Origin of the sequence: Novosphingobium resinovorum, from assembly GCF_027922145.1 — a bacterium.
GTDB classification, from domain to species: Bacteria; Pseudomonadota; Alphaproteobacteria; order Sphingomonadales; family Sphingomonadaceae; genus Novosphingobium; species Novosphingobium resinovorum.
Genome location: NZ_BSFC01000025.1, coordinates 55,444 through 79,275, shown reverse-complemented (window position 1 = coordinate 79,275; position 23,832 = coordinate 55,444). Strand labels below are relative to the sequence as shown.

Here is a 23,832-nt window from a genome sequence, read left to right as displayed (position 1 = left end):
CACGTCCACGAATAGAGCGAAAATCCTCGGGAAAGGAAACGGGCCATCTTCCTTTCCCGAGGACCCTCATGGTCCACGAACGCCGAGGTCCCGGCGCGACAATACAACACAGTGATTTTTCGGAGATCGTCATGACCCAACTTGTGCAACAGCCATTGCCCGATCATGTCCCGCCAGAACTGGCGATGGCGCTGCCGCTGTTCTCTCGCCGGGTGGTCTATGAAAACCCGCAGGAAACGCTGATCCCGGCGATGCATGCCGACTTGCCGCCGATCACTTACGTCACCAACATCTTTCCGGGCGACCAGCCCGGCTGGCTGCTGAAGAACGCCGCCGACGTACAGGCGATGCTGCGCGATCCCGATAACTTCACCAAGAACGGCATGGGCAAGTGGGCCCAGAACATCGGCGAAAACTGGCTGGTGATTCCCACGGAAGCCGATCCGCCGGTCCACACCGCTTACCGCAAGGCGCTCAACGGGCATTTCTCGCCGCAGAAGATGTTCGCGATGAAGGAACAGGTGCGCGAACGCGCGGCCGTCCTGATCGACACCTTCAAGGATCGCGGACACTGCGATTTCATCGTCGAGTTCTCCGAGAAGTTCCCGATCTTCATCGTGCTCGATCTGCTGGGCCTGCCGCAGGAGCGGATGGCCCAGTTCCTCAAGTGGGAAAAGGAACTGCTGCACACCAACGACTGGCAGGTACGCGGCAACGCGGTGAAATGCGTCAAGGACTACCTGCTTGAGGAAATCGAGGCGCGCCGCAGGGAACCGCGCGACGATTACATCACCAAAGTGCTGGATTTCGACGTCGACGGCCGTCTCTGGACCGACGACGAAGTGCTCGGCCACTGCTTCAACCTCTACATCGGCGGTCTCGACACGGTCACCTCGCTGCTCGGCAACATCTTCAACTACCTGGCCTCGCATCCCGAGAAGCAGAGCGAGCTTCGTGCCGACCCTTCGCAGATCGTGCTCGCGGTGGAGGAATTCCTGCGCGCCTTCGCGCCGGTCACGGCGTTCCGTATCGCCACCAAGGTCATCGAAATCCAGGGCCAGACGATCATGCCCGGCGAATACGTGGCGTTCTGCTCGCCGGTCGTCGGCCGCGATCCGGCGTTCTACGAAGATCCCCAGGACATCCGGTTCGACCGCAAGGCCCCGCACATGTCGCTGGGCAGCGGCATCCACAAGTGCCTCGGCATGCACCTCGCGCGGCTCGAACTGCAGATCGCGGTCGAAGAGTTCGTCAAGCGCGTCCCGGAGTTCCGGACCAAGGACGGTTTCCAGGTTCCCTATTTCGTGGGCAACATCCTGCACGTGCCCGACCTGCAACTGCAGTGGGACTGACGTAATTTTCCTGCCCCGAGCGGCTCGCGTCACCGCGACCGCTCGGGCAATTTGCGGTCAGGCCGTTTTTGCCTCGCACGGCAGATGCTTCGCGGCAACGAGGTAGTTGAACACCGCGACGATCAGGACAAGCGCCGATATCAGCATGCTCTGCTGCAATCCCGTCGCCGACGCGGCCAGGCAACCGGGTGCCGGACTGGCGCCATGCACCGCAAGGCACTGCGCGGCATAGTCGCCCGCGAAATGGTAGTCCGCCAGCCGATCGCTCAGATAACCCAAGGCGACCGAACCGATCCCCAGCCCCGCCACCGTCTGCCCGAACGCATGCAACGCCGCCGCCGATGCGCGCATGCGCGGCTCGACCAGGGTTTGCGTCACCGTCATCACTGCAGGCGTGAAGGCGTAGAGCAGCGCCGTGGCGACGAACAGGAAACCGACCAGGACGCGCCAGTCGGACTGGTAGAGCGCCAGCAGATATAGCGGCAGCGCCATCCCGACGGTAATCGCCGGTGCCCATGCCCCCCATCGTATATCGCGTTCGATCAAGCGGCTGGCGATATTGCCGCCCGTGATCTGGCCGACCATCGTGGCGAGGCTGAACGACATCGCGAAAATCAGCCCGGCCTGCGACAGCGGCAATTCGAAACGCCGCACCAGCAGAGGGATCAGAAACAAGTTGGTCCCGAAGCCGACCAGCCCGACAAGGCCGCTGCCGCACGTCAAGTGAAGAAACGATGCCGATCGGCCAAGCCGCCGGAGAACTTCGGTGAAGCGTGGGGTCAGCGCCTTGTCGCCGGCGTCGTTGCGCTCGGGTTCGGGTATCGTCGTATAAAGCAGCAGGGCGAGCACCAGACCCGGCACACCGACCGCCGCCATCGTCCAGCGCCAGCCGAAATGCTGGGCAAAGGCGCTCCCCGCAACCGCGGCGAAGGCGCTGCCAAGCGGCGCGCCCAGCGCGATCAGCGAATATACCAGGGCGCGGCGCCCGACGGGAAACCGGTCGGAGATCATCGAAACCAGCGCCGGTGTGAAACCGGCTTCGCCCACGCCCACGCCCATGCGGCAGAGCAGCAGTTGCACGTATCCCCCGGCCGCGCCGCACAGAGCGGTCATGATCGACCACAGCACCGTAACCACAGCGATCAGGCGCACGCGATTGAAGCGCTCCGCCAGGCGGGCCAGGGGTATTCCCAACACCGCGTAGAACAGCGCGAAGGCCAGACCGCCCATCATTCCCAACTGCAGATCGCTCAATTGCAGATCGCGCCGGATCGCTTCGCCGACGACCGCGATGATCGTGCGATCGACGAAATTGATCATGAAAATCGCGCCCAGCAAGGTCAGGAACCATCGGTCCCTGGCGGCAAAGCCTGTAACTGCCATGTCTACGTTCTCTCCCAACACGGACAAGGTCTTGTCTCGCGCATTGAACATATTGAACAGATTTCTTCTCATTTGCACAATTTTTTCTTGAACTGGAAAGGGGCTTGGGCCAACAGCAAGGTCAAACTGCTATCGGGGATTCCGCCAATGAAATCGCTTTTGCTCGCTCTCACCGCTCTCACCGCCCTCACCCTATCAGCCCCCGCCTTTGCCGCCGACGCGCCTGTGATAGACCGCAACGAGGCGATCTTTTCGGCAGAAGGAACAAAGCTGGGCAAGATCGACCGCGTCCTGCCGGGGGCCGACGGCACTGCCAGCACGGTGCGCGTGATCTATCGCGGCAAGTTCATCACGATCCCGGTGCAGACGCTCAGCACCGGCGAAAAGGGCCTGACGACCAGCCTGACGAACGCCGAACTCAAGAAGCTCTGACGGTTCGCGTCAGCTCGGCAAGGTGTTGGACGGGACCCCCGGGTCCCGTCCCAACCGGCGGAGCCGCCATACACTTGAAGGTCAGGGCGACCCGCCCACCGCATCACCCGAATGCAGCGGGCATCGAACGAAGCCCTATTCCTTTACCGGCGTCAGGTTCTTCATGAAGGCCACGAAGTCCGGCCCGAACTCGGGCAGCGGCAGGCCCAGCTTTTCCGCCAGATACTGCGTCATGAAGTTGTCGTTGAGCGACTTGTTCGTCGCCGGGATGTTGCCGATCCCGACCTGACGGTCGAAGGCCCCGACCGCGACCAGCGCCATGCGTAGCGCGGCAACGATATCGTAATAGTCGAGGTGTCTGGCGGTCTGCCCGCTGGCCGCTTCCCACAGGGCAATGGTCTCATCCCGGCTCGGCAGGCCTTCGAGCCGGGGCACGCCGAAGCGGCGGCCGAACAGGTCGTCGAAATAAAGCCACCACGCCAGATCGAGTTCGGCGGGGCCCAGCGCGGCCAGTTCCCAATCGATCAGCGCGTTGACGCCGCCATCGGGCGCGAACATCACGTTCGACGGGGTCGGATCGCCCCACAGCACGTTGACGCCGGCATCGTCGGGCATATTGTCGCGGACATAGGCCATGGCGGCATCGACGATCGGCATCGCGCGCCCTTTGCCCGCCGCCTTGTGCCAGGCTTCCAGCGCGCCGACGTACTGGTCGAGTCCAGGCTTGCCGAGGTCCGGCAGGGCGAGGAACTCGAAGCCATCGTGCCAGTCGATACGCGCCATGCTGCCAAAGGCCGCGATGGCGTTGGCGAAGGTTTGGCCACGCTGGGCCGGCGTCATCTCGACGAGCCAGCCTTCCAGGTTGTAGTTGGGCTTCTGCTTGGCGCATTCGCCCTCGACCTTGCCCATCACCAGGAACGGCAGGCCCAGGATATCGGACTCCAGATGCATGCCGATCCAGGGCGGCACCGGCAGGTCGCCACGCGCATCGAGCGCGGCCATCATCTTGCCTTGAAGCGCCAGGCTGCTGCCGAACACGACCTCAAGATCGGTGGGCTGCCGGCGCACCACCAGGGTCTGGCCCCGCGCTTCGCCGGCTTCGACGTAATCGACGTCGACGAAGAATATGTCGGCCGAAAAACCGGCACCCAGCGTGACGTTCAAGGGCTTCACGACGATGTCGCGCCAGTCCGGCTTCTGCGTGGCCAGCCAGTCCTGCAACTGCACGGTGATGCGGTCGGGGGTCAGAACTTCCATGTCAGAGCCCCTTCGCGGCCAGAGCGCGCTTCAACTCGGCCGTCAGCGGCCCCATGTCCTTGGGCGAAGATCCATGGAGCAGGATCTCGTGGGCACCGGCGTCGAGGAAATCCATCAACTGGTCCGCGCAGCGCGCCGCGGTGCCTACGGCGGCCCCTTCGTCCAGCCACTGCTGCGGAAGCAGCTTGCTCACGTCGACCAGTTCCTGCCGGGTATAGGCCTGGTCGGCCGGCTTGCCGTTCAGCCCGGCGATCTTGGGATGGGCGCGAATGGCGTCCAGTACCGTCTTGTCCCAACCATTGATGTCGACGATCAGGTCGCCGAAGCCGGGCAGTTCGAAATAGGTGATAGCCCGGCCGCCCACGACGGCCTCTTCCTCCGCCTTGGGCAAGTCCGGCGCGACGATGATGTTGTGATAGATACGCACCGACATCGGATCACGCCCGGCCTTCTCGGCCGCATCGCGCACGATCTTGGTGCTGTTGCGCACGCCTTGTGCCGAGACGAAGGGGTGCAGCAGCACACCGTCGCAATGTGCGCCCGCGAATTCCAGGCTCTTGGGCCCGATGGCGGTGAAGATGATCGGCGGCGGGGTGCCGCCGTGCCGATCCGTCAGGCTGATCGCCGGGAATTTGCCGAGGATGCCATCGTAATCGACCTTCTCCCCCGCCCATAGACGGCGGCAGATCGAAATCAGATCGGCCAGCCGCTCCATGGTGATCGGCGGCGATCCCAGCATCTTCATGTAGGCAGGCACGGCCCGCGCGAACATCAGGCGGAACCGCTCGCCGCTCATCGCCTGCATCATGTCGGCGACGCTGGCCGTGACCAGCGGGTGCCGCATCGTCGCATACATGGTGCCGGTGATGCGGATCTTCGAGGTGGCCTGCGACACGGCGCCGGCCAGCACCGCCGGCTCCTTGAGCGAATAGCGTTCGGAAATCCAGACGCAGCCCAGGCCGATCCTTTCGGCCTCCTGCGCTTCCTCGATACCCCGGCGCGGATCGCTGACCCGGCCGGGCAGGATGTACGTGCCGAACTTGTCGAACAGGGCCCGCGCCCCCGGCTCCTGCGCCACGTGCCGCACTTGCGTCATCACATTCGTCCTCTCTTGTCGACGCGTCGGGATTGCCCCCGCCGTCCTTCACCGCAACCTATCAGGCGACAGGGGCGGGATGAACCTCGACATAGAGCCGGGTCAGCTTGAGCGCGGCGATCTTCCAGGTCCCGTCCTGCCGGACGTAGCGCTCGTGATAATGGCCGAACCCGGTGATCGAGGCCCCGCCGGGGATCGGGCACTTGCCCGGCGACCACACCACCCGGTCCTGCATGGCGGTGACGACATCCGCCTCGTCCTCGCGCAAGTCGATTTCCGAGGAATGGACCTGATGGGCGGAACGCGCATCGATCACGGCGAAGCGAACCTGGTCGAGGATCGCCGCATGGCCGGAGATCGGTGGATTGCCGGTGTCTTCGCGAACGTCCATCACCGCATCGGGCGTGAACAGACCGATGAAGCCGTCCCAGTCCTTGGTGTCGAGAAAGCGGCAGTAGCGGGCCTTAACCATGCGTATGGCTTCGTAGTCGAGCAGCCTTGCCAGATCGTCGGTCATGTCCGCACCCTCACCAGATCACGCGCATGTGCGCGCGCAAGGTGCGTTCGCGAATGGCCTCTGCGCGCTGCTCGGGCGTGACACGCACGGTATCGGCGGGAAGATGCGCGTTCACCTCGCTCAGCTTCACTTTCCTGATCGTCGGCGTCGGCCGCTCCTCGGTGTTGAACCAGCGCCCCTGCACCGCCCCGCGCGGATAGCCGGAGGTGTCCAGCCAGTTATGCACTCCCGGATCACGCGCGGAAATGACCGCGCGGAACACCCCATCGCCGTCTATCACCGCTTGTGCGGCGTTGAGGCTGGATTGGTTGTGGTACCAGTCGGTCGTCTCGTACAATTCGTTGGTGAGGATGAGCGACCAGTAATCGACCTCCTTGGGAATGCGCACTTCGGTGACGAGCGCTTCATCCTCGGCAAGATCGTAGGCGCCTTCGTAGTACGATTGCCGCGCCAGCCCGCTCATCTGCGAGAAGTCGACGACTTTCAACGTGTTGATCAACCCTTCGTCGCGCAGTTTCTGGACCTTGTCGGGAAAGGCGAGCGCGCAGACCGCAGCCGTGCCGGGTATCTCGGCGAACCTGTGGGCGAGTTGCGCCAGCGTGGGGCGCCCTTTCGAAGCCTGCGCCGCATCAAGCCGGACGATGCCGAGGCGCGGCTCGCGCTCGATGCCCCAGTCGCATCCGACGATGCGCAGCATCAGCTTCTCGGTCTCGGGCTTGAGTTCCCACCAGTCGCCGGCATGACCTTCGGGCCGGCTGGGCGAAAGGATGACGTCGAAACCGCCGTCCGCCGCGATCTTCAGGTCGTCGAAGTCGTTGGCGTCCTGTGCGGGATGGTGCTGGCCGGTGCGCAAGGTGTCCGGCCCCAACTGCGCCAGGATCATCATGCGCGTAGTGCCGCGATCGCCGCGGATGCGGTACGTGCCGCCCTTTTCGATCAGCGCCGCCTTGTAGATTGTGTCGGCGTTGGGCTGGAAGATGTTCTGGCAGATGTTCAGTTCGGGCACGAAGATCGGGTGACTACGATCATGCATGATGGCGTCGTTGGTGGTGCGCAACACGCCCGAAAGCAGCAGTCGCAGCGATTCCTGCATGACCTGCGGGTCGTCGCGCAGACGTTCGGGAATACGCTCGCGCATCTTCTGGCCCAGCGGTCGCAACTGGTCGAGCAGGTCTTCCCATTGGTAGATGCCGGTATCGGTCATGTCCGTCTCCACTGTCTGTCTGATGCCGGGCGAGGCAAGAACGCGATCCACGGGAAGGACCGCGCCGACCAGCAAGGCCGAAGCGCCCGCGCAGATATCGCGCCTAGTGTGTGGCAAGCAGGTCCCTCAGTTCCTCGCGCCGGGCAGCGTCGATGCCGGCCGCCTCGAAATAACCCTCGATGCCGCCCCACTGGCGATCGAGCACGTCAAAGGCCCCCTGGAGGAAGCCATCGTCCACGCCGATCAGCACCGCGACCATGTCGTCCGGCGGCACGAAGCCGAAAGTCGCGTGAAGATCGTGCTTGAGGTTGCCCGACATCTTGAGATTGGCACCAAAGACATCGGACTTGCGATAATCGTCGAGGATGACCGGGCGCGGCACACCCACGAGGTCGAGGAACAGGGCCACAACGACACCCGTGCGGTCCTTGCCCGCCGTGCAATGCACCAGCATCGGCGTTTCCCCTTCCAGCAACGCGTCGGTCATCGCTGCAAGATGGCGCAGGAACGATTGCGGCATCAGGCCGTAGTTGTGAGTCATCACCTCGGTCGCCCGCCGAGCGGTCGGATCGCGGCCGAGCGATTGCCACATGTCCTCGCCCTGCGCGCGCAAGTCGGTGTTCATGTCGAGGTCGAGCAGGCGGCACTCAGGTCCGCACCACAAGTGCGGCGCCTTGTCGCGCTCCATCGACGAGCGCAGATCGGCGACCGTGCGAAAGCCGAATTCGGCAAGCTCCGCATTATGCTCGTCGAGGAAGCTGGCGGGCCCTTCCGAACGGAACAGGATGCCCGGTCGCACGGTCCGCCCGCCTGCGCATGGCAGGCCGCCCACGTCGCGGAAATTGAGACGGGAAAGCGCTGCAGTCATCAGCTAGGGTCCTTGGCGGGGGGATAAGAAGGCACGACCGCGGCCATCTGGCCAAGCAGTTCGTCCGACATCCAAACATGCTCGACGAAATGGCCCACCGTATGGCGCTCGTCGGTGTAGATGTAGCGCAGCATCTCGCCGACGCTGCCCTCGAACACGACGGGATGGCGTGCAAGGTCGAGCGAGGCGAGATGCGCCTCCCAGTTTTCGACAGGGCCAGTGATACGGGTCGCTACGTGGTGGAAACGGATCGCCAGGGCATCGCCACCGGGCAGGACGTCGCGAAACAGCGGCGCCGTATCGCCGACCGGCTCGATCAATTCGATCTCGACCCCGCCCACGACCGTCAGCGCGACCTTGAGCACCGGCCTTCCCGCCGGGTCTTCGCCGGGCTGGATATTGGTCAGTTCGAAAAAGCCGGGGGCATCGTATTCGGCCTTCATCAGGGCCATGGCCGCGACGAGATCGTTGGTCACGTAGGCGACCTGGCAGTGCTGGCTATTGGGCCGTGCAAACATGCTGAATTCCTCGATGCGCAGCGCACGCTATGGCCGGGACGGCCGCATGCACCCTGCCGGATGGTCAGTTGGCGAACATCTTGCCGCCATCCACGACCAGCGTATCGCCGGTGTGGTAGGAGGACATGTCGCTGGCGAGATAGACGACGGCGCCGGCGAGGTCCGAGGGTTTCCCGGCGCGACCAAGCGGCGCCTTGGCCGCGACCATGTCGGCCAGCATCCGGCCCACTGCCGGATCGGCGAAGGTCATCTCCGTCTCGATGAAGCCCGGCGCGATGACGTTGCAGCGTACCCCGATCGGTCCGAGTTCGGCCGCAAGCGCCTTCGCGAGCGAATTGAGCGCGCCCTTGGCGATGCCGTAGTGCGCCATGGTCGGCACGCCCTGGAAGATCGAGCCGCTGCCGCAGATAATCAGCGACCCGCCGGGATCGCCCGCCTCGCTGCGCTGTTTCATGTGCCTGGCGCCTTCGCGCAAGGTGAACACGGCGCCGTCCAGGTTGACGTCGATGAGCTTGCGGTAGGTGCCGACGTCCATGTCGGTGAAGGCGACCTGGCTGGCGATGCCGGCGTTGGCGACTACCGTATCGATCCGGCCCATCGCCTCCAGCGCCCGCGCGAAGCCGGCCACGATGTCTGGCTCGCTGGCCACGTCGACGCTGTCGGCAAAGACTTTGACGCCATAGGCGCGCAGCGCTGCGGCGGCCTCCTCGTTCTTGTCGGCGCGGCGCCCCCACAGGACCACGTCGCTGCCCGCGCGCGCCAGCCCTTGCGCGAAGCCGAAACCCAGCCCCGAATTGGCACCCGTGACGAGCGCCACCTTGCCGGTGAGGTCGAACAGATTTTCCGGCAATCGCTCTCTCCGCTCACGCCGGCCCGAAACGGCCGCGCTTTGGGGAAACCTGCAGTCGCCCCCGTCACTGCGCAAGCAGGCGGTGTTTCGTCATCGTGCCAATATCATCGTCAAACCGCCCTGGCGCGGCCACTGGCCGGTCACGACAACATTGCCTGCCGGAACTGCCGCGGCGTCAAGCCGCTCGCCTTGCGGAACGCGGCCGAGAACGCCGCCGCGCTGTCGAAGCCGCACTCCCACGCCACCACCTTGATCGCCGGGCCGCCGGGCGCCAGCAACCGGCGCGCCATCGCGATCTTGCGTTCGGCGACGTAAGTGGTGAGCGTCTGCCCGGTGGTGGCGCGGAACAGCCGGAAGAAGTGCCGTGTCGACAGGCCGCATTCCGCCGCGAGTTCGGCGACCTGGGGTAGCTTTCCGGGCTGCTCGACGCGTTCGTCTATCCGGGCGATCTGCATAGGCGACAGGCGGGCGGCATCGCCAGCCTCGCGGCTGGTCGCCTGGTGCAGATAGCGATGCAGCTCGATGGTCGCCTGCATCCACACAGCGTGCGCCAGCATGTCGCTGCAAAATCCGGGCCGGGCGATCTCCTCGGCGATGCGCCGCAGCGCCTGGTCCAGCGCGCGGCAGCGAATATCGAGCGTGGCGCGCAGCGTATCCTCGCAGATGCCGATCTCCTCGGCCGGGAGGCCAGATCCGTCGAAACCGCAGCAGATCGAGGTCTGCCGCCCTTCCCCCCACCAGGTGTGCAACCGGGCCCCGGCGGGGATGAAGATGACCGGCCCCAGCGCCGTGGTCGCGCCGTGATCGATCTCCGCATAGCCGCCGCGCGGCCTGCCCGGCCGGGGCGACAGCGCCAGGTCCAGAAAGCTGCGCGGCGACGAGAACACGCCGCCTTGCGGCCCGTCGAAGCGGTAGTCGTGCAGTTCCATCACCACGCCGGGCAACGTGATCCGCCCCCGGATCGCGCAGTCCATGCCCGACGTGGTCGGCAGATCGTAGACGTGGGAGGTGCTCTCCATCAGCCCGCTTCCTCAACCATGGCGTTCTCGCGCCGAATTTGGCGCGGCGGCGATAGCCGCGCACCTTGCGAAGGAAAGGGTCGGCCTTGTTAGATCGTGCTCTGGCGCGTCCTCGACGGACAGCGACCATGGACAAGGGAGAGCGACATGAGCAGCCTCGCGCAGGAACAGGCGGCAAGCCGCAACGTCATCGACATCACCGACTTGCACGAACCGATCCTCACCGACATACAAAAGCAGGTCCTGGCGGGCGCAGAGGCCGGCGCCGACCAGATCGTGTTCGATCCCGCCGTGATCCTTGCCAACGCGCAAGGCCAGACCGGCCTGACCGATTTCGGCCCCGCCGATTTCCGCGAGCGCCTCGCTGTCTGGTGCCAGGCGGTCGACGAAGACGCGAATGCTTCTGCCGTCGCCCGCGCCAACCTGTTCCAGATGATGATCCGCCTCGCCGCGACACGGCTGCGTATCGAGGACATTGTGAAGCGGCACCCCGAAATCCTGGAGATCGCGATCGAGCGGCCGATCATCGTCGCCGGTCTGCCGCGTTCCGGCACCACGCATCTGCTCGGGCTGCTCTCGGCGGACCGTCGTTTCCGCTCCCTGCCCTGGTGGGAGGCGATCGCCCCGGTCCCGGCCCCGGATGAGGAACCGACCTCGCAGGACGCTAACCCCCGCTGGACCAAGGCCGAACATGGATGGCGGGCGATGGAATCGATCCTGCCGTACATGGCCATCATGCACCAATTCTCGCCCGACCATATCAGCGAGGACATCGAGTTGCAGGCGGTGGACTTCTCGTCCTACCTGATCGAATGGCTGGCCCACGTACCGCGCTGGCGCGATTATTACCTCAGCCACGAACAGTCCGGCACTTACGCCTACCTCAGGAAATGCCTGCAGGTTCTGACGTTCCTCAACGGGCCCAACCGCTGGGTCATCAAGTGCCCGCAGCACATGGAGCAACTGCCGGCGCTATACCGGACGTTTCCGGAAGCCACCTTCGTGCTGACTCACCGCGATCCGGTCGGCTCGATCCGCTCGCAGCTTACGATGTATACTTATGCCGCGCGGATGCTGCGCAAGTCCGTCGACATCCGCGAACCGCTCGGCTACTGGCCCGCCCGCTACGAGACCCTGCTGCGCGCCTGCGTGCGCGACCGTGACGTGCTGCCACCGGAGCAGACCATCGACGTCTATTTCCACGACTGGATCCGCAACCCCGACCCCATCGTCAAGGAAATCTACCGCATCGCCGACATCCCGCTGACCGACGACGTGCTGGCGGACCTTCACGCCTATCTTGCCGAGCATGGCGAGCAGAAGAAGGGCAAGATCGTCTACGATCTCGAACGCGATTTCCACGTCACCGGAGAAGACCTGCGGCGGCCGTTCGACTTCTACTTCGAGCGCTTTCCGGTCAAGGTCGAGGTCCGATAAGATCGGGCCCTTGCATTCCTACCGTCCGGCAGGACGGCGTCCCGGCGACGCTCCTTATGAGTGGGCATCACCCCGTCTCTCAAGAGGTATTCAATGCCCGAACTTAACGTCGTCACGCGCGATGGAACGCTCAGGACGATCGAGGCCGCAAGCGATGTCAGCGTCATGGAGGCGATCCGCGATGCCGGCTTCGACGAACTGCTGGCACTTTGCGGCGGATGCTGTTCGTGCGCGACCTGCCACATCTTCGTCGATCCGGCCTTTGCGCAGGCGCTGCCACCGATCTCCGAAGACGAAAGCGATCTACTGGACGGGTCCTCCCATCGCGGCGAATATTCGCGCTTGTCGTGCCAGGTGATGATGACTCCCGCGCTTGCCGGAATGCATGTCACCATCGCACCCGAAGATTGAAGTCCCTACCGATCCGCACCCGAACAGAACGAAACGGAGAGAAACACAGTGGCCTGGAAAGAACCCATTCGCGAGCAGTTGGACGTAACCGGCTCGACCCTGCTGACCGACCGGCAGAAAACGATGGTCAAGCACTGGACCGACCTTCAGGAAACGCTGAACGCTGGCGATTTCGACGGGATGGACCGCTTCTTCCATCCCGATTTCCGCTACGGCAACCCCAACCGGCCCGACCTTGGCACGTACGAGCAATGGAAAACCTCACCCGTCGCGCTCTACAAGACCTTCTTCCCGGCCGCCTACAAGACCATCGACGCGGTGGGCAAGGGCGAGGACGAGATCTGGATCTACGCCACCCATTACTGCAAGCACGTGGGCGGCCCTTACATGGGCGTGCAGCCGACCGGCAACGAATTCCAGGTCAACTGGTTCTCGATCGTCAAGTTCGCGGGCGACAAGATCATCAACATCTTCAGCATTTCCGATGTGCTGACCATGCTCAAGGACATCGGCGTGGTCGACGTGCCGCAGCCGGTCGATCCCTATAAGTAATCCGAGCGATCGGCATCACCGGCGGCGTGCGTGGGAACTCGATCTCCCGCGCACGCCGTGCGTCCTTACGGTTGAACCGGAGGGAGCAGGCCGGCGAGGAGGAAGGCGGCCATGCGCCCTGCCTGTTCCGTCGCGTGATCCTGGTCCACCTCGGAGCCCGCGCCCAGCCTTTGCTGCATCGGCACGGCGCTGAAATAGTACCCCACGCCCTGGACCAGCAACGCCATCAGCGCCGGGGTCGAGATATGGTTCACCGGGCGCGTGCGCCGCACCGCATCCAGCAGGTCGTCCAGGCGGTGCTGGAACGGCAGCACGAAGCGATCGACGATATGATCGAGCCGCCAGGTCGACCGGCACCCTTCCACGTTGGTCAAGGCCACGATATCGGCGTTGAGCGTCGCCCACAGGCAGAACCGCTCCACCAGATGGCGCAGGCGGCTTTCGGCATCGGCGCGTTCCTCGAACACGCTTTCGACGAAAGGCGAGGCCTGCGCCATGCGCCAGTCGACCGCACGCACCCACAGGTCCTCCTTCCGCCCGAAGCGGACGTTGAGCAGATTGTGGCTTACCCCCAGCCGCTTCGAGAGGTCCCGCAGCGTCGTCCCTTCGTAGCCGCGCTCGGCGAAAGTCGCGAAGGCCACCCCAAGCAATACGTCTTCATCCACCGAATGGTCGGCGTTCTGGGCGGGGCGTCCGCGGCTGCGTTGGGGCTGATCGAGCATTGCGTGTCCCTTAGCGAATGGGCGTTGACTTATAAATTGTCATCCGTCAATTTAAACGCAAGGAGAATGGATGCCGCTATGAGTCTGCAGAAGGATGTTTGGTGGGCCGTCGCACGGTCGGAGGAAGTCACTTCGGACAAGCCGTTGTCCGTCGATATCGGCGATCAGCCCATCGTTTTGTGGCGCGATAATCATGGCATCGCGCGCGCCCTGGAAGACCGCTGCCCACATCGCCGGGCCCCGCTCTCGCTGGGCTGCATCCGCGACAACGGCTTGATCCAGTGCGGCTATCACGGCTGGAGCTACGACGGCGAAACGGGGCGCCTGAAGGAAATCCCGAACATGAAGGACCAGCAGAAGTTTCCGCCGGTCTACAAGGCTACCGCCTTCGCCGTCAGCGAGCAGGCCGGATTCGTGCGCGTATGCCTCGATCCCAAGGCCGAGGCGCCGGCCAGTGCGTCGCCGCACTACAAGTACAGCGGCACCGCCAACGTGAGCTTGCGGCATCAGGAATACCTCGATGCCCTCTATGACGATCCCAGCCTGCTGATCGCCATCCGCGCGGTGCACTTCACCCCTTATCTGATGTCGGAACTGCACGAGCAGGGTGGCAGGCTGGTCATGGAACGCAGTTGCCAGTGGAAGACGCCGCATTGGCCGGCCCACTTCGTCGCCGAGTTTCCGCTCACCTTGCTGACCAGCACCGATCCGGTCAGCGGCGAAACCGAACTCACCTTGCGCGACGATCAGGCGAAGGAACTGCTCCACGCAGTGCTGGCGCCGGTACCGGCGGCACGCGGGGTCACGGCGGTACGCTGGCGGGCCGAACTGGGCGAGCGCCACGCCGGCATCCGGGGCGCGCTGCTGCGCGGCAGCAATCCGCTTTCGGTCCTCTCGTCGATCGACGGAACCAAGCTGCGAACCACCAAGCCGACGGTCTCTCTGCACGGCGAAGACCTGCGCGCGGAATTGCGCGGCGCCACTCATGACAGCTCCCAGCCTCCGGTTGATCGTACCGTGGCTGCCTGAAGGAGGATACCCCAATGCTCGAAGTAGCCGACCGTCCCTTGCAAACGGACGAAAGCCCGACCACCCGCGCGTCCACGCCGATTTCGCTGAACGCAATCAACCGCTGGGTTCCGCACGACATCGTGATGCGCGATAGCTGGTTTCCGGTAGCCCACAACTATTCCGTGACCGGAAAGCCAGTGCGGCGCGCGATCTATTCGCACCCGATCTTCCTGTGGCGCGAGGACGGCGTCGTCGTCGCCAGCGAGTTCCACCCCAACGAACGCATAGCCCGTGACAAGAGCGTCTATACCGACGTAAAGGGTCATTACCCGACCATGGAGCACTACGGTGTCGTCTGGGTGTGGTTCGGGAACCCCCAGGCCGCCGACCCGGTCCACCTGCCGAGCCTGCCGTTCCTGCCCCCAAAGGGCGGCCTGCCCAAACACATGACCGCCACCGTGCGGTTCGAATCCTCCGCGCCCATCAGCCTCGAAAACCTGATCGATCTGACGCATGCCGACTTTCTGCATGCCGACGTCGTGGGTGATGAACGTTCGGACAGCGAAACGGTCGAGACTTTCTACGACAGCGAGACCGTCACCATGGTTCGCACCTTGGTGAACAAGTCGGTGGCGCCGGTGATGAAGTTCTTCAGCGGCATCCGCCAGCCGACCCAGAACGTGCGCCAGGTGATCCGCATCTATCTGCGTTCGCACTGCGCGATCGCTTATGGCCAGTTCAACCCCGGCGACGACGTGCCGCTGTTCCACCCCTGCACGCCCGAAACGCGCGACCGCACGCGCATGGAAATGGTGATGAACACCTCCAATGCCGGGCTCATGTTCCGCCATGTCATGCCCAAGGCCGGCTACAAGGTCTCGCGCCAGGACAGCTACATGACCTCGCCGCAAAGCCCGCGCTACATGCGCCATACCGACCGCAAGGACCTGCACAGCAAGTTCGACCAGGCCGGACAGCGCTATCGCATGGCGATGATGGAACTCGCCGAGCGCCAGGAGAAGGGCGATTTCGCCTATCGGGACAACGTCAGCGCCGATTGCAGCGACATCATCGGCCTGCGCAAGGAACTGTTCCAGTTCTGACCTGATCTCTCCACTGGGCGGGCCGCGAGTCCGCCCTTTTTTTCCGATAACGGGAGGGTACATGCCCACTTTCACCAACGCCGTCGGCGGTGAACGCCGCTGGTGGGCCGTCATGCCTACCCTGCCCGCCCCGGCGATGGCCGGTATCGGCCAGCAGATGGAACAGGCGGGCTTCGAAGGCTGCTTCTCGCTCCAGATCTACGGCCCGCCGTTCGTGCCGATGGCCGCGACGGCGGCGCTGACCAGCACGCTCAAGGTCGGCACCGGGGTCGCCATTGCCGGCACCCGCAGCCCGGTCGAAACCGCTTACGCCGCGATGGACGTCGATCGCATCTCGGACGGCCGCTTCGTGCTGGGCCTGGGTTCGAGCATCAAGAGCTGCGTCACCGGCATGTACGGAGAGCCCGAGCGCAAGCTGCTCACACACTTGCGCGAAAGCGTGAAGGTCATCCGCTACGTGATCGCCAATGCCCACAAGGGCCTGGATCCGATCGCGGGCGAGTATTTCTCGGCCGATTTCGAGGAAATGATGCTCACCGCCCCGCCCGTGCGCGAGGAGATCCCGATCTGGATCGCCGCGCTGCAGGACAAGATGACCGCGCTGGCGCTGGAAATCGGCGACGGGCTGATGGTCCACGCGCTGTGGTCTGCCGCCTACACCAAAAGCAAGTTGCCTTTCCTCAACGAAACACTGGCACGCTTCGGCCGCACGCGCGCCGACATCGAGATCAACGCCTGGCCGTGGATCGCGGTCAACGACGACAAGCAGCAGGCCATCGACGACAGCCGCGCCACCGTCGCCGCCTATTCGGGCTACAAGGAGTACGAGCCGTTCTTCGAAGCGATCGGCTTCGGCGACCAGGCGCGCGCCTGCCAGCTCAGTCTGGGCGAACACGGCGACATCGCCAAGGTCATCGGCAACGTCTCGGACGAGATGGTCGAAGCCTTCGTGACCTGCGGCCCGATCGATGAGGTACTGGAGAAGATCGAGCCGTTCTGGGACGTGGTCGACTCGCTCTGCCCGATGACGCCCTATCGCGACCTGACGATGGACCAGTTGACGCAATACAACGCGGGCCTGTTCAAGCTGGTCGCCACCGCCAAGGCACGGGCCGGCGCGGCGCTGCAATCGGCTTAGGGCGGCAGTGACGAGGACGCAGGACCCGATACCCGCGCGCCAGGCCATCGCCGACCAGTTGAGCAACTATGCGCGCGCGGTGGACCGCATCGACCCTGAACTTGGCTACCGCGTCTGGCACGAAGACGGCACCGCCGATTATGGCACCATGTTCCGGGGCAGGGGCCGGGGCTTCGTCGACTGGGTTTGTGCGACGCATGCCCAGATGACCGCTCACGCCCATCATATAACCAACGTGCTCATCGACGTGCGCGGCGACCGGGCTTCGAGCGAGGCCTACGTCCACGCCACCCTGCGGTTCAGCCGCGAGGGCCGGAACATGGTCGGCAGTGTGTTCGGACGGTATCTCGATCGCTGGTCGCTGCGCGACGGGCACTGGGCCATCGACCACCGCATCTACGTGCAGGACATGGACGAGTTGCGCGACGCCGGCGCCCCGCTGGTCGGCGCCTTCGGCGGCACGCGCGACCGCAGCGACCCATCCTATGCGGTGCTTTCAGGCGAGCCCTAAGCCGCAGGGGCGCGACGCCGCGCCCCACCGCATCAGGCGGGCACCAGCTCCTCGACCATCGCCTTGCCGGCGATGAAGCCCGTCACCATCGCCGGGCCCACGTTGCAACCATGGGCCGGAGACTTGCCGCGCCAGATCGAATTGGCGTCGAGCCCGGCGGCATAGAGCCCCGACACGGCCCGTCCGTCGGCACCGATGACCCGGCACCGGGCATCGATCTTCAGGCCAACGGTGGTCGAGCCATCGCCGGGATAGATCTTGATCGCGTAGAACGGTGCCTTCTCCACCGGGCCGAGGCAGGGATTCGGCTTGTGCTTGGGATCGCCGATCTCGATGTCGATCTGCGTATCGCCTTTGCCGAACTCCGTATCCGTGCCGGTTTCGGCAAAGCGGTTCATCCTGGCGACGGTCTTTTCCAGCCCATCGGCATCGACGCCGATCTTGGCGGCGAGCGCGCGCAGCGTCGGCGCTTCGATCACGTAGCCCGCCGCCACCAGCTTCTTGAGGCCGCCACCGCCGGGATAGACCATGCCCATCCCGTATTTCTTGACGAAAGCCGCATCGCCGATGATGTGCGCGGGCACCGCACCGTCGGCGTGCATGGCTTCGACGAAGTGAACCGACGCCTCGTTGCCGAAGCGTTCGCCCCTGGCGTTCACCGCGATGCAGCCCGGCTTCGACATGTCGATGAGGTGGGCATAGCGTGCCACGTAACCGTCGGGACGAGTCAGCTTGGAAACCACCGCCCAGACCGCGTTGACGATGTTTTCACCGCCCAGCGCCGCGCCGGCGTCCAGTCCCATGTTCATGCCATCGCCGGTGTTCTCGTAAGGCAGGATCGAGACGTGCTGCTCGGCAAAGGGGATGTAGGCCTTGCGCAACTGCTCGCTCGCCGAAAAACCGCCCGAGGCCAGCAGCACCCCCATTCGCGCGCCGATCTGCTCCGCGCCGACGCGCACGCCCGTCACCCGGCCGTCCTTCACGACGAGCTGGTCGACGGCAGCGCCTTTCTCCATCACGACCCCCGCGTCGAGCGCCGAGCGCAGCAGCCGGGCCGCCAGCGCATTGCCCATCGTCAACCGGGTTCCACGCGGATAGCGACGCACCTTGTCGGCGCCGAACCGCGCGGCGAGCTTGCCGAAATGGATGATGGACCGCGCCGACGGCATCTGCGCCAGGTAAGGCAAGTCGAACAAGTCGATCATGAAACCGCCGGGCGCGTTGAACTCCTCGCGCGCGGGCTTCAGATCGGCGAAGTGCACGCCCAGCTTCTTGCCGTCGAACTCCTGCGGCGCCAGCAGTCGGCCGTGGTCGGCGGCTCCGGCGACTTGTGGGTACCAGTCGCTGCTGGGGAGGGAGAGCAGGAAGTGTACGGCGCTGTGCCGCTCCAGCCATTCGACCATTTCGGGGCCGGCATCGAGGTACGCGTCGATCAGGTCCGGCTCGGCGGTCGGCCCGATCACGTCGAGCACGTACTGGCGAGCAACCGCGCGGCTGTCCTTCACCCCCGCCGCGCGCGCCTGGGGGCTATCGGGGATCCAGATGCCCCCGCCGGATACCGAAGTGGTGCCCCCGAATTGCGGCGCCTTCTCCAGCACCAGCACCGATGCGCCTGTAGCAGCCGCGCGCAAGGCCGCTGTCATGCCTGCGGCGCCCGATCCCACTACTACCACGTCAAATTCGCGCATCGGGGTCTCCCGCTCCCTGTCCTGCTTCACTCTCGCCCGTTTCGGGGGCATTGCCCCCTCCGCCCGGTAGGTTCAGACCTTGGGCATGATCTCTTCGGCTACCCAGCGCAGCCGATCCAGGTATTCGTCGATCCCCGAAATGCCGGGCGGCAGCGGCACGATCGTCTCGTTGACGCCCAAATCCTTGAGCCACCCGATCTGGTCGATGATCTTCTGCGCATCGCGCGTGCCCGGCGCGCGCGGATCGTCCATGATCTCGTGATGCGCGCCGACGTTGAGCATTTCGAGCGCGAAGAACAAGTCGATCGGACGACCGTCGTATTCCGGTTGCGCCCGGATGACGTCGATGCATTCCGGAAATTTCTCGGGCGGTGTGCGAAACGGCGACCAGCCATCGCCGAACTTCGCCACCCGCTTGAGCACCGGTTCGGCATCACCACCGAACCAGATCGGCAGCCGCGGCTGCTGCACCGGCTTGGGCGCGAAGCCGACATCCTTGAACTTCACGAATTCGCCGTCGAACTCCGGATCGTCCGACGTCCACAGCTCGATGATCGCGGCGACGTATTCGTCGGCGATGCGTCCGCGCTGGTGGAAGTCGACGCCGAGCATGTCGAACTCGTCCTTGAGCCAGCCCACCCCAAACAGCGCGGTCGCCCGCCCGCCGCTCAACCAGTCGAGGGTGGACCAGGCCTTGGCCTGCACGATCGGGCTCTGCAGCGGCAGGATCGAAACCGAGGAACTGACGCGCATCCGCCTGGTGCGCCCGGCCAGGAACGCCAGCGCCACGGTGCCATGCACGTAATGGTCGCCCGACAGCGCGATGTGCTCCCGGGGTATGATGAAGTGCTCGCCCAGCATGCACTTGTTGAAGTCCAGATCGTCCGCGACCTGCAACGCGTGGCCGATGTCGTCACCCGTCAGCGCGTGTTCCCACGGCTGGGTCATCGCCGCGACGTGCATGCTGTTCGGCACGCCCACGTTCAGCTTCATACCCTCTTCCCCTCTTCGCCTTTGTGTCGGCCGCGATGATCGGCCCGCACCGGGCGATCGCACCTTCCAAACGGAAGGGCGCCGCTTCTTCAGCCTGAAACGAGCGCCGATGCGCAGTGCCGGGCTTCGGCGAAGTCGTCGGGCGTATCGAGATCAAACGCCAGGCCGCGCCGGCGCACGATCGCCGCCTGAGGCCAGAAACCGAGATGATGCCCCAGGCTGCCCGGCCCGAACGCAAAGCGGCGCGCGCCGCCCTTGGCCAGCGCCAGCGCGTTGGTGCCTTCGCCATGCCGATCGGGGGCGATGGCGACGCCCGTGTCGAATGCCTCGGCGAGGATTTCCTCCACGTCCTCGGGCGACAGGAACGGCAGGTCGGCATGGATCACCAGCAGCGGCCGATCCGGCAGCGCCGCGCAGGCACGCGCCAGTTCCTCGTTAAGCCCAGCACCACGATCGCGCATCCATGTCGTCATTCCGGTCAGGACGGGCGTGGGTGCCAGCAACCGCACGTCCTCGATGCCCTTGACCGCCCGCAGGCTTGTCACGACACGGCGCGCCATCGCCTGGGCCAAGCTGGTCCGCGCCGGGAGGTCGAGCAGGTTCGACAGGCGTGACTTGACCTGTGAACCCTGCTTCATCGCTACCAGCGCAGTCCATCGTTGCAAGCGAACGGTCCTTTGTCTGAGGGTTTAATCCTCGAGCGGAACAAGCTCTCCGGTGATGCGAATCCCCGCGCCGTCCACCTTGTACGTCTTGTTGAGGAAGATCAGCACCGAAGTCAGCGCCTCGGCAGCGGCGGAGTTGGCGAGCGCGCCGCCATGCAGGCCGCGCAGACCCATCGCGTCGGCCAGCGCCACGACGCGCCCGCGCGCTGCCTTGTCATCCCCGAAGACCAGCACGTCGCAACCGATGTCGATGTCCTGCGCCAGCTTGTGCGCCGCAACGTTGTGGAATGCCGAAACCAGCGTCACCCCCTCGCCCAGCGCCGCCTGCGCCTTGAGCGCTGCCGATCCTTCCGACGGCAGTTGCACTCGCATGACGCGCGGCGGCAGCAGCGGAACGGTGGTATCGACGACGAGTTTGCCGCTCACGTGCGGAGCGATGTCGGCAAGCGTCGCCTCCTGCGCGGCGAAGGGGACGGTGACGATGACGATATCGCTGTGGGCCGCTGCCTCGGCATTGGTCGCACCGCGCAGGCCATGACCGAGATCTGCCGCCGCCTTCTCGGCGCTTTCCGCGCCGCGCGACCCGATCACGACCGGATAGCCCGCCCGCGCGAGCCGCCAGGCGATCGCCGCGCCCAGATTCCCGGTGCCGCCCACGACGGCTATGGTTGCTAGGGTCATGCTGAGGTTTTCCTTCGTTTTTCAACCCACGCCGTGCGCCGGAACGCGCGCAGCGACATCGCGATAAAGCGTGGTGCGTTGGCGCACCGGCCGATCGACCGACGCCGCCAGCGCACGCATCTCCGCAGGACCGAATTCCTGTCCGTTGACGCCGCCCGCCGCGCGCGTGATGGATTCGTCCATCAGCGTCCCGCCCATGTCGTTCGCCCCCGCCTGAAGCGCCGCGGCGGCACCTTCCGGCCCCATCTTGACCCACGACACCTGGATATTGGTGACGACCGGGTGCAGCACGATGCGCGCGATGGCATGCATCAGGACCGCCTCGCGATAGCTTGGCCCGGACCGGGCGAGGCCCTTGCGCCAGATCGGCGATTCCATGTGGACGAAAGGCAGCGGCACGAATTCGGTGAAGCCGCCGGTCTCCTCCTGCAAGGCGCGGATGCGCAGCAGGTGGCGCGCCCAGTGGCGATACTGTTCGACGTGGCCGAACATGATCGTCGCCGTGCTGCGCAGCCCGACGCCGTGCGCCACGCGCATGACCTCGATCCATTCGTCGGCGCTGACCTTGTCGGGACAGATGACGGCCCGGATTTCCGGATCGAGAATCTCGGCGGCGGTGCCCGGAAGCGAGCCCAACCCGGCGGCCTTCAGACGCGCGAGGTAGTCTTCCAACGGCAGGCCCAGCGACTGCGCGCCGTGCGTGACTTCGAGCGGCGAAAACGCATGGATGTGAATGCCCGGCGTCGCCGCCTTCACCGTGCGCAACACCTCGAGGTAGGTATTGCCATCATAGTCCGGGTGGATGCCGCCCTGCAGGCACACTTCGGTGGCGCCGCGCTCCCACGCCTCGGCGGCGCGGCGGCCGACTTCGGCCATGTCCAGCCGGTAGGTGGGGCCGCGCATCGCCTTGGTGCTGCCCTTGGAGAAGGCGCAGAACCCGCATTTGTAGAGGCAGATGTTGGTGTAGTTGATGTTGCGGTTGACCGCATACGTCAGCGTTTCGCCCGAACTGTGCCGCCGCAGCCGGTCGGCGAGCGCCACGACGGCGGCAAAATCGTCGTCCTCGGCATCGAACAGCACCTCGATCTCGCGCTCGCTCGGCGGCTGCCCCGCCTCGGCCCGGTCCAAGATCGATGCGAGTTGCGGAGATACGGGCCGCGCCCCGATGCAGGCGACCTCGGGCACCGCGTCACCGCGCCCGGCCGCCCAGTCGTCGCGCTTGGGCAAGCCGCGCGAGTCGATCGCGCGCAGGACGCGCGTGGCCATCGCAGGATCCGCCCATTCCTTCGCGCCCAGCGCATGGCGCGGGCCGATCGCCAGCCGCTGCGCAAGCGTGCGACCGGCATCGCGGGTCGCGGTCTCCAGCACTTCGAGGTGCGGCCAGGGCGCTTCGGGGTTCACGTGATCCGGCGTGACCGGAGAAACCCCGCCCCAATCGTTGACCCCGGCGCGGATAAGCGGCGCCAGATCGACCCGTTCGTGCAGGTTCGGCGGCGCCTGGATGGTCATCTCCGGCCCCAAGATCAACCGCGCGGCGGCGATGGCCCACACATGATCCTCGAGCGAAGGTTCCGCGTGACCTTCCATCCGCGTGCCCGGCTTGGCGCGGAAGTTCTGGACGATGACTTCCTGGATATGCCCATGACGGCGATGCAGATCACGGATCGCCACCAGCGCCTCGACCTGTTCGCCGCGGGTCTCCCCGATCCCGATCAGCAGGCCGGTCGTGAACGGTACTTTCGCCCTTCCCGCGTCCTCGATCGCGGCGAGGCGGCGGGAAGGGGCCTTGTCCGGGGAGCCGAAATGCGGCCCGCCGCGCGCGCACAGACGCTCGGATACGCTTTCCAGCATGATCCCCATGGAGGCCGCATGCGGGCGGAGCATGGCGTAGTCGTGCGTATCCATGAGACCGGGATTGAGATGCGGCAGCAGCCCCGTTTCGCGCAGGACGAGCTGCGCCATCGCCCCAAGATAAGCCAGCGTCGATTCATAGCCCAGGTTGGCCAGCGCTTTGCGCGCGGCGGCATAGCGGGCCTCCGGCAGATCGCCCAAGGTGAACAGCGCTTCGCGGCACCCGGCCGCAACGCCCGCGCGCGCGATCGCCAGGACTTCCTCCGGATCCAGATAGGCCGTCCCCGACCGCGCGGGCGTGGTCGCGAAGGTGCAGTAATGGCAGACGTCGCGGCACAGCCTGGTGAGCGGGATGAACACCTTGCGCGAATACGTGACGCGGTGCCCGTGCCCGGCCAGCGTGGCGGCCTCCGCCGCCGCCATCATGGCGTCGGGCCGAACGCGCAGGAGCCGGCTGGCGATACCCTGCGCATTCCCGTCGCTTTGATAGAGCCTGTCCAACGTCACATCACACTCCACGTTTTGGCTCCACGCCTTGACCAGACCATTGCCGGCTGGGATGGCGACCCCAGC

At 65.2% G+C, this 23,832-nt stretch carries 24 protein-coding genes; 9 read left to right on the top strand and 15 right to left on the bottom strand.

Translation table 11 applies throughout. The annotated features are described in order from the left end of the window. The first annotated feature begins 131 nt into the window (after nucleotides 1–131). The gene (locus PKE80_RS17440; protein WP_271183579.1) at nucleotides 132–1,352 is read left to right on the top strand and encodes a cytochrome P450; all 1,221 of its coding nucleotides are present in this window, start codon (nucleotides 132–134) and stop codon (nucleotides 1,350–1,352) included. Between the two features lie 57 nt (nucleotides 1,353–1,409). On the opposite strand, the gene PKE80_RS17435 is transcribed toward PKE80_RS17440, so the two are convergent. Continuing rightward, nucleotides 1,410–2,672, bottom strand: coding sequence for a spinster family MFS transporter (locus PKE80_RS17435; protein ID WP_271183578.1), 1,263 nt, complete (start codon nucleotides 2,670–2,672; stop codon nucleotides 1,410–1,412). Between PKE80_RS17435 and PKE80_RS17430 the strand changes: the two genes are divergently transcribed. After that, nucleotides 2,607–3,167: a hypothetical protein gene (locus PKE80_RS17430; protein ID WP_271183577.1), complete on the top strand. Its 561-nt coding sequence runs from the start codon at nucleotides 2,607–2,609 to the stop codon at nucleotides 3,165–3,167. The genes PKE80_RS17435 and PKE80_RS17430 overlap by 66 nt on opposite strands. Before the next feature lie 135 nt (nucleotides 3,168–3,302). On the opposite strand, the gene PKE80_RS17425 is transcribed toward PKE80_RS17430, so the two are convergent. From PKE80_RS17425 to PKE80_RS17390, 8 genes are all read right to left on the bottom strand, one after another. Next, the gene (locus tag PKE80_RS17425; RefSeq protein ID WP_069709859.1) at nucleotides 3,303–4,424 is read right to left on the bottom strand and encodes a phosphotransferase family protein; all 1,122 of its coding nucleotides are present in this window, start codon (nucleotides 4,422–4,424) and stop codon (nucleotides 3,303–3,305) included. A gap of 1 nt (nucleotide 4,425) precedes the next feature. Then, the gene (locus tag PKE80_RS17420; protein ID WP_271183576.1) at nucleotides 4,426–5,520 is read right to left on the bottom strand and encodes a TIGR03857 family LLM class F420-dependent oxidoreductase; all 1,095 of its coding nucleotides are present in this window, start codon (nucleotides 5,518–5,520) and stop codon (nucleotides 4,426–4,428) included. A 61-nt stretch (nucleotides 5,521–5,581) separates the two neighbouring features. Continuing rightward, nucleotides 5,582–6,037, bottom strand: coding sequence for a nuclear transport factor 2 family protein (locus tag PKE80_RS17415; RefSeq protein WP_069709857.1), 456 nt, complete (start codon nucleotides 6,035–6,037; stop codon nucleotides 5,582–5,584). A 10-nt stretch (nucleotides 6,038–6,047) separates the two neighbouring features. Beyond that, nucleotides 6,048–7,241, bottom strand: a complete 1,194-nt coding sequence (locus PKE80_RS17410; protein WP_271183575.1) for a DUF1214 domain-containing protein — start codon at nucleotides 7,239–7,241, stop codon at nucleotides 6,048–6,050. 103 nt (nucleotides 7,242–7,344) lie between these two features. Next, entirely contained in the window at nucleotides 7,345–8,109 is a 765-nt protein-coding gene (locus tag PKE80_RS17405; protein ID WP_069709856.1) for a tyrosine-protein phosphatase, read from the bottom strand. After that, nucleotides 8,109–8,627: a VOC family protein gene (locus PKE80_RS17400; RefSeq protein ID WP_069709855.1), complete on the bottom strand. Its 519-nt coding sequence runs from the start codon at nucleotides 8,625–8,627 to the stop codon at nucleotides 8,109–8,111. Before PKE80_RS17400 ends, PKE80_RS17405 begins: the two co-directional genes overlap by 1 nt. Nucleotides 8,628–8,691: 64 nt before the next feature. Continuing rightward, complete coding sequence (locus tag PKE80_RS17395; protein WP_271183574.1) at nucleotides 8,692–9,477, bottom strand: SDR family NAD(P)-dependent oxidoreductase; 786 nt, start codon at nucleotides 9,475–9,477, stop codon at nucleotides 8,692–8,694. A gap of 140 nt (nucleotides 9,478–9,617) precedes the next feature. Then, nucleotides 9,618–10,496: a helix-turn-helix transcriptional regulator gene (locus PKE80_RS17390; RefSeq protein WP_271183573.1), complete on the bottom strand. Its 879-nt coding sequence runs from the start codon at nucleotides 10,494–10,496 to the stop codon at nucleotides 9,618–9,620. 147 nt (nucleotides 10,497–10,643) lie between these two features. On the opposite strand from PKE80_RS17390, the gene PKE80_RS17385 reads away from it, so the two are divergent. The 3 genes from PKE80_RS17385 to PKE80_RS17375 all read left to right on the top strand — a co-directional run bounded on the left by PKE80_RS17385 (nucleotide 10,644) and on the right by PKE80_RS17375 (nucleotide 12,896). Continuing rightward, entirely contained in the window at nucleotides 10,644–11,933 is a 1,290-nt protein-coding gene (locus PKE80_RS17385) for a sulfotransferase family protein (RefSeq protein ID WP_271183572.1), read from the top strand. 93 nt (nucleotides 11,934–12,026) lie between these two features. Then, a complete protein-coding gene (locus PKE80_RS17380; RefSeq protein ID WP_069709851.1) occupies nucleotides 12,027–12,344 on the top strand; it encodes a 2Fe-2S iron-sulfur cluster-binding family protein in 318 nt (105 codons plus the stop codon). Between the two features lie 48 nt (nucleotides 12,345–12,392). Beyond that, nucleotides 12,393–12,896, top strand: a complete 504-nt coding sequence (locus tag PKE80_RS17375; RefSeq protein WP_069709850.1) for an ester cyclase — start codon at nucleotides 12,393–12,395, stop codon at nucleotides 12,894–12,896. 65 nt (nucleotides 12,897–12,961) lie between these two features. On the opposite strand, the gene PKE80_RS17370 is transcribed toward PKE80_RS17375, so the two are convergent. Further along, complete coding sequence (locus tag PKE80_RS17370) at nucleotides 12,962–13,618, bottom strand: TetR/AcrR family transcriptional regulator (protein WP_069709849.1); 657 nt, start codon at nucleotides 13,616–13,618, stop codon at nucleotides 12,962–12,964. Between the two features lie 78 nt (nucleotides 13,619–13,696). On the opposite strand from PKE80_RS17370, the gene PKE80_RS17365 reads away from it, so the two are divergent. From PKE80_RS17365 to PKE80_RS17350, 4 genes are all read left to right on the top strand, one after another. Continuing rightward, complete coding sequence (locus tag PKE80_RS17365) at nucleotides 13,697–14,647, top strand: Rieske 2Fe-2S domain-containing protein (protein ID WP_069710204.1); 951 nt, start codon at nucleotides 13,697–13,699, stop codon at nucleotides 14,645–14,647. A gap of 14 nt (nucleotides 14,648–14,661) precedes the next feature. Next, on the top strand, nucleotides 14,662–15,732 hold the full coding sequence (locus PKE80_RS17360) for an aromatic ring-hydroxylating oxygenase subunit alpha (protein WP_069709848.1): 1,071 nt from the start codon (nucleotides 14,662–14,664) through the stop codon (nucleotides 15,730–15,732). A gap of 61 nt (nucleotides 15,733–15,793) precedes the next feature. After that, nucleotides 15,794–16,870 carry an LLM class flavin-dependent oxidoreductase gene (locus PKE80_RS17355; protein WP_069709847.1) on the top strand — a complete coding sequence of 359 codons (1,077 nt, stop codon included), beginning with the start codon at nucleotides 15,794–15,796 and terminating at the stop codon, nucleotides 16,868–16,870. A 7-nt stretch (nucleotides 16,871–16,877) separates the two neighbouring features. Then, the gene (locus PKE80_RS17350) at nucleotides 16,878–17,381 is read left to right on the top strand and encodes a nuclear transport factor 2 family protein (RefSeq protein ID WP_069709846.1); all 504 of its coding nucleotides are present in this window, start codon (nucleotides 16,878–16,880) and stop codon (nucleotides 17,379–17,381) included. A 32-nt stretch (nucleotides 17,382–17,413) separates the two neighbouring features. On the opposite strand, the gene PKE80_RS17345 is transcribed toward PKE80_RS17350, so the two are convergent. From PKE80_RS17345 to cofH, 5 genes are all read right to left on the bottom strand, one after another. Then, nucleotides 17,414–19,069: an FAD-dependent oxidoreductase gene (locus PKE80_RS17345; protein WP_069710203.1), complete on the bottom strand. Its 1,656-nt coding sequence runs from the start codon at nucleotides 19,067–19,069 to the stop codon at nucleotides 17,414–17,416. Between the two features lie 72 nt (nucleotides 19,070–19,141). Next, the gene (locus PKE80_RS17340; protein WP_271183571.1) at nucleotides 19,142–20,062 is read right to left on the bottom strand and encodes a TIGR03619 family F420-dependent LLM class oxidoreductase; all 921 of its coding nucleotides are present in this window, start codon (nucleotides 20,060–20,062) and stop codon (nucleotides 19,142–19,144) included. 89 nt (nucleotides 20,063–20,151) lie between these two features. Continuing rightward, nucleotides 20,152–20,700, bottom strand: a complete 549-nt coding sequence (cofC, locus tag PKE80_RS17335) for a 2-phospho-L-lactate guanylyltransferase (RefSeq protein ID WP_271183570.1) — start codon at nucleotides 20,698–20,700, stop codon at nucleotides 20,152–20,154. Between the two features lie 51 nt (nucleotides 20,701–20,751). Then, complete coding sequence (npdG, locus tag PKE80_RS17330) at nucleotides 20,752–21,408, bottom strand: NADPH-dependent F420 reductase (protein WP_271183569.1); 657 nt, start codon at nucleotides 21,406–21,408, stop codon at nucleotides 20,752–20,754. 21 nt (nucleotides 21,409–21,429) lie between these two features. Next, the gene (gene cofH, locus PKE80_RS17325) at nucleotides 21,430–23,766 is read right to left on the bottom strand and encodes a 5-amino-6-(D-ribitylamino)uracil--L-tyrosine 4-hydroxyphenyl transferase CofH (protein ID WP_271183568.1); all 2,337 of its coding nucleotides are present in this window, start codon (nucleotides 23,764–23,766) and stop codon (nucleotides 21,430–21,432) included. Nucleotides 23,767–23,832 lie beyond the last annotated feature (66 nt).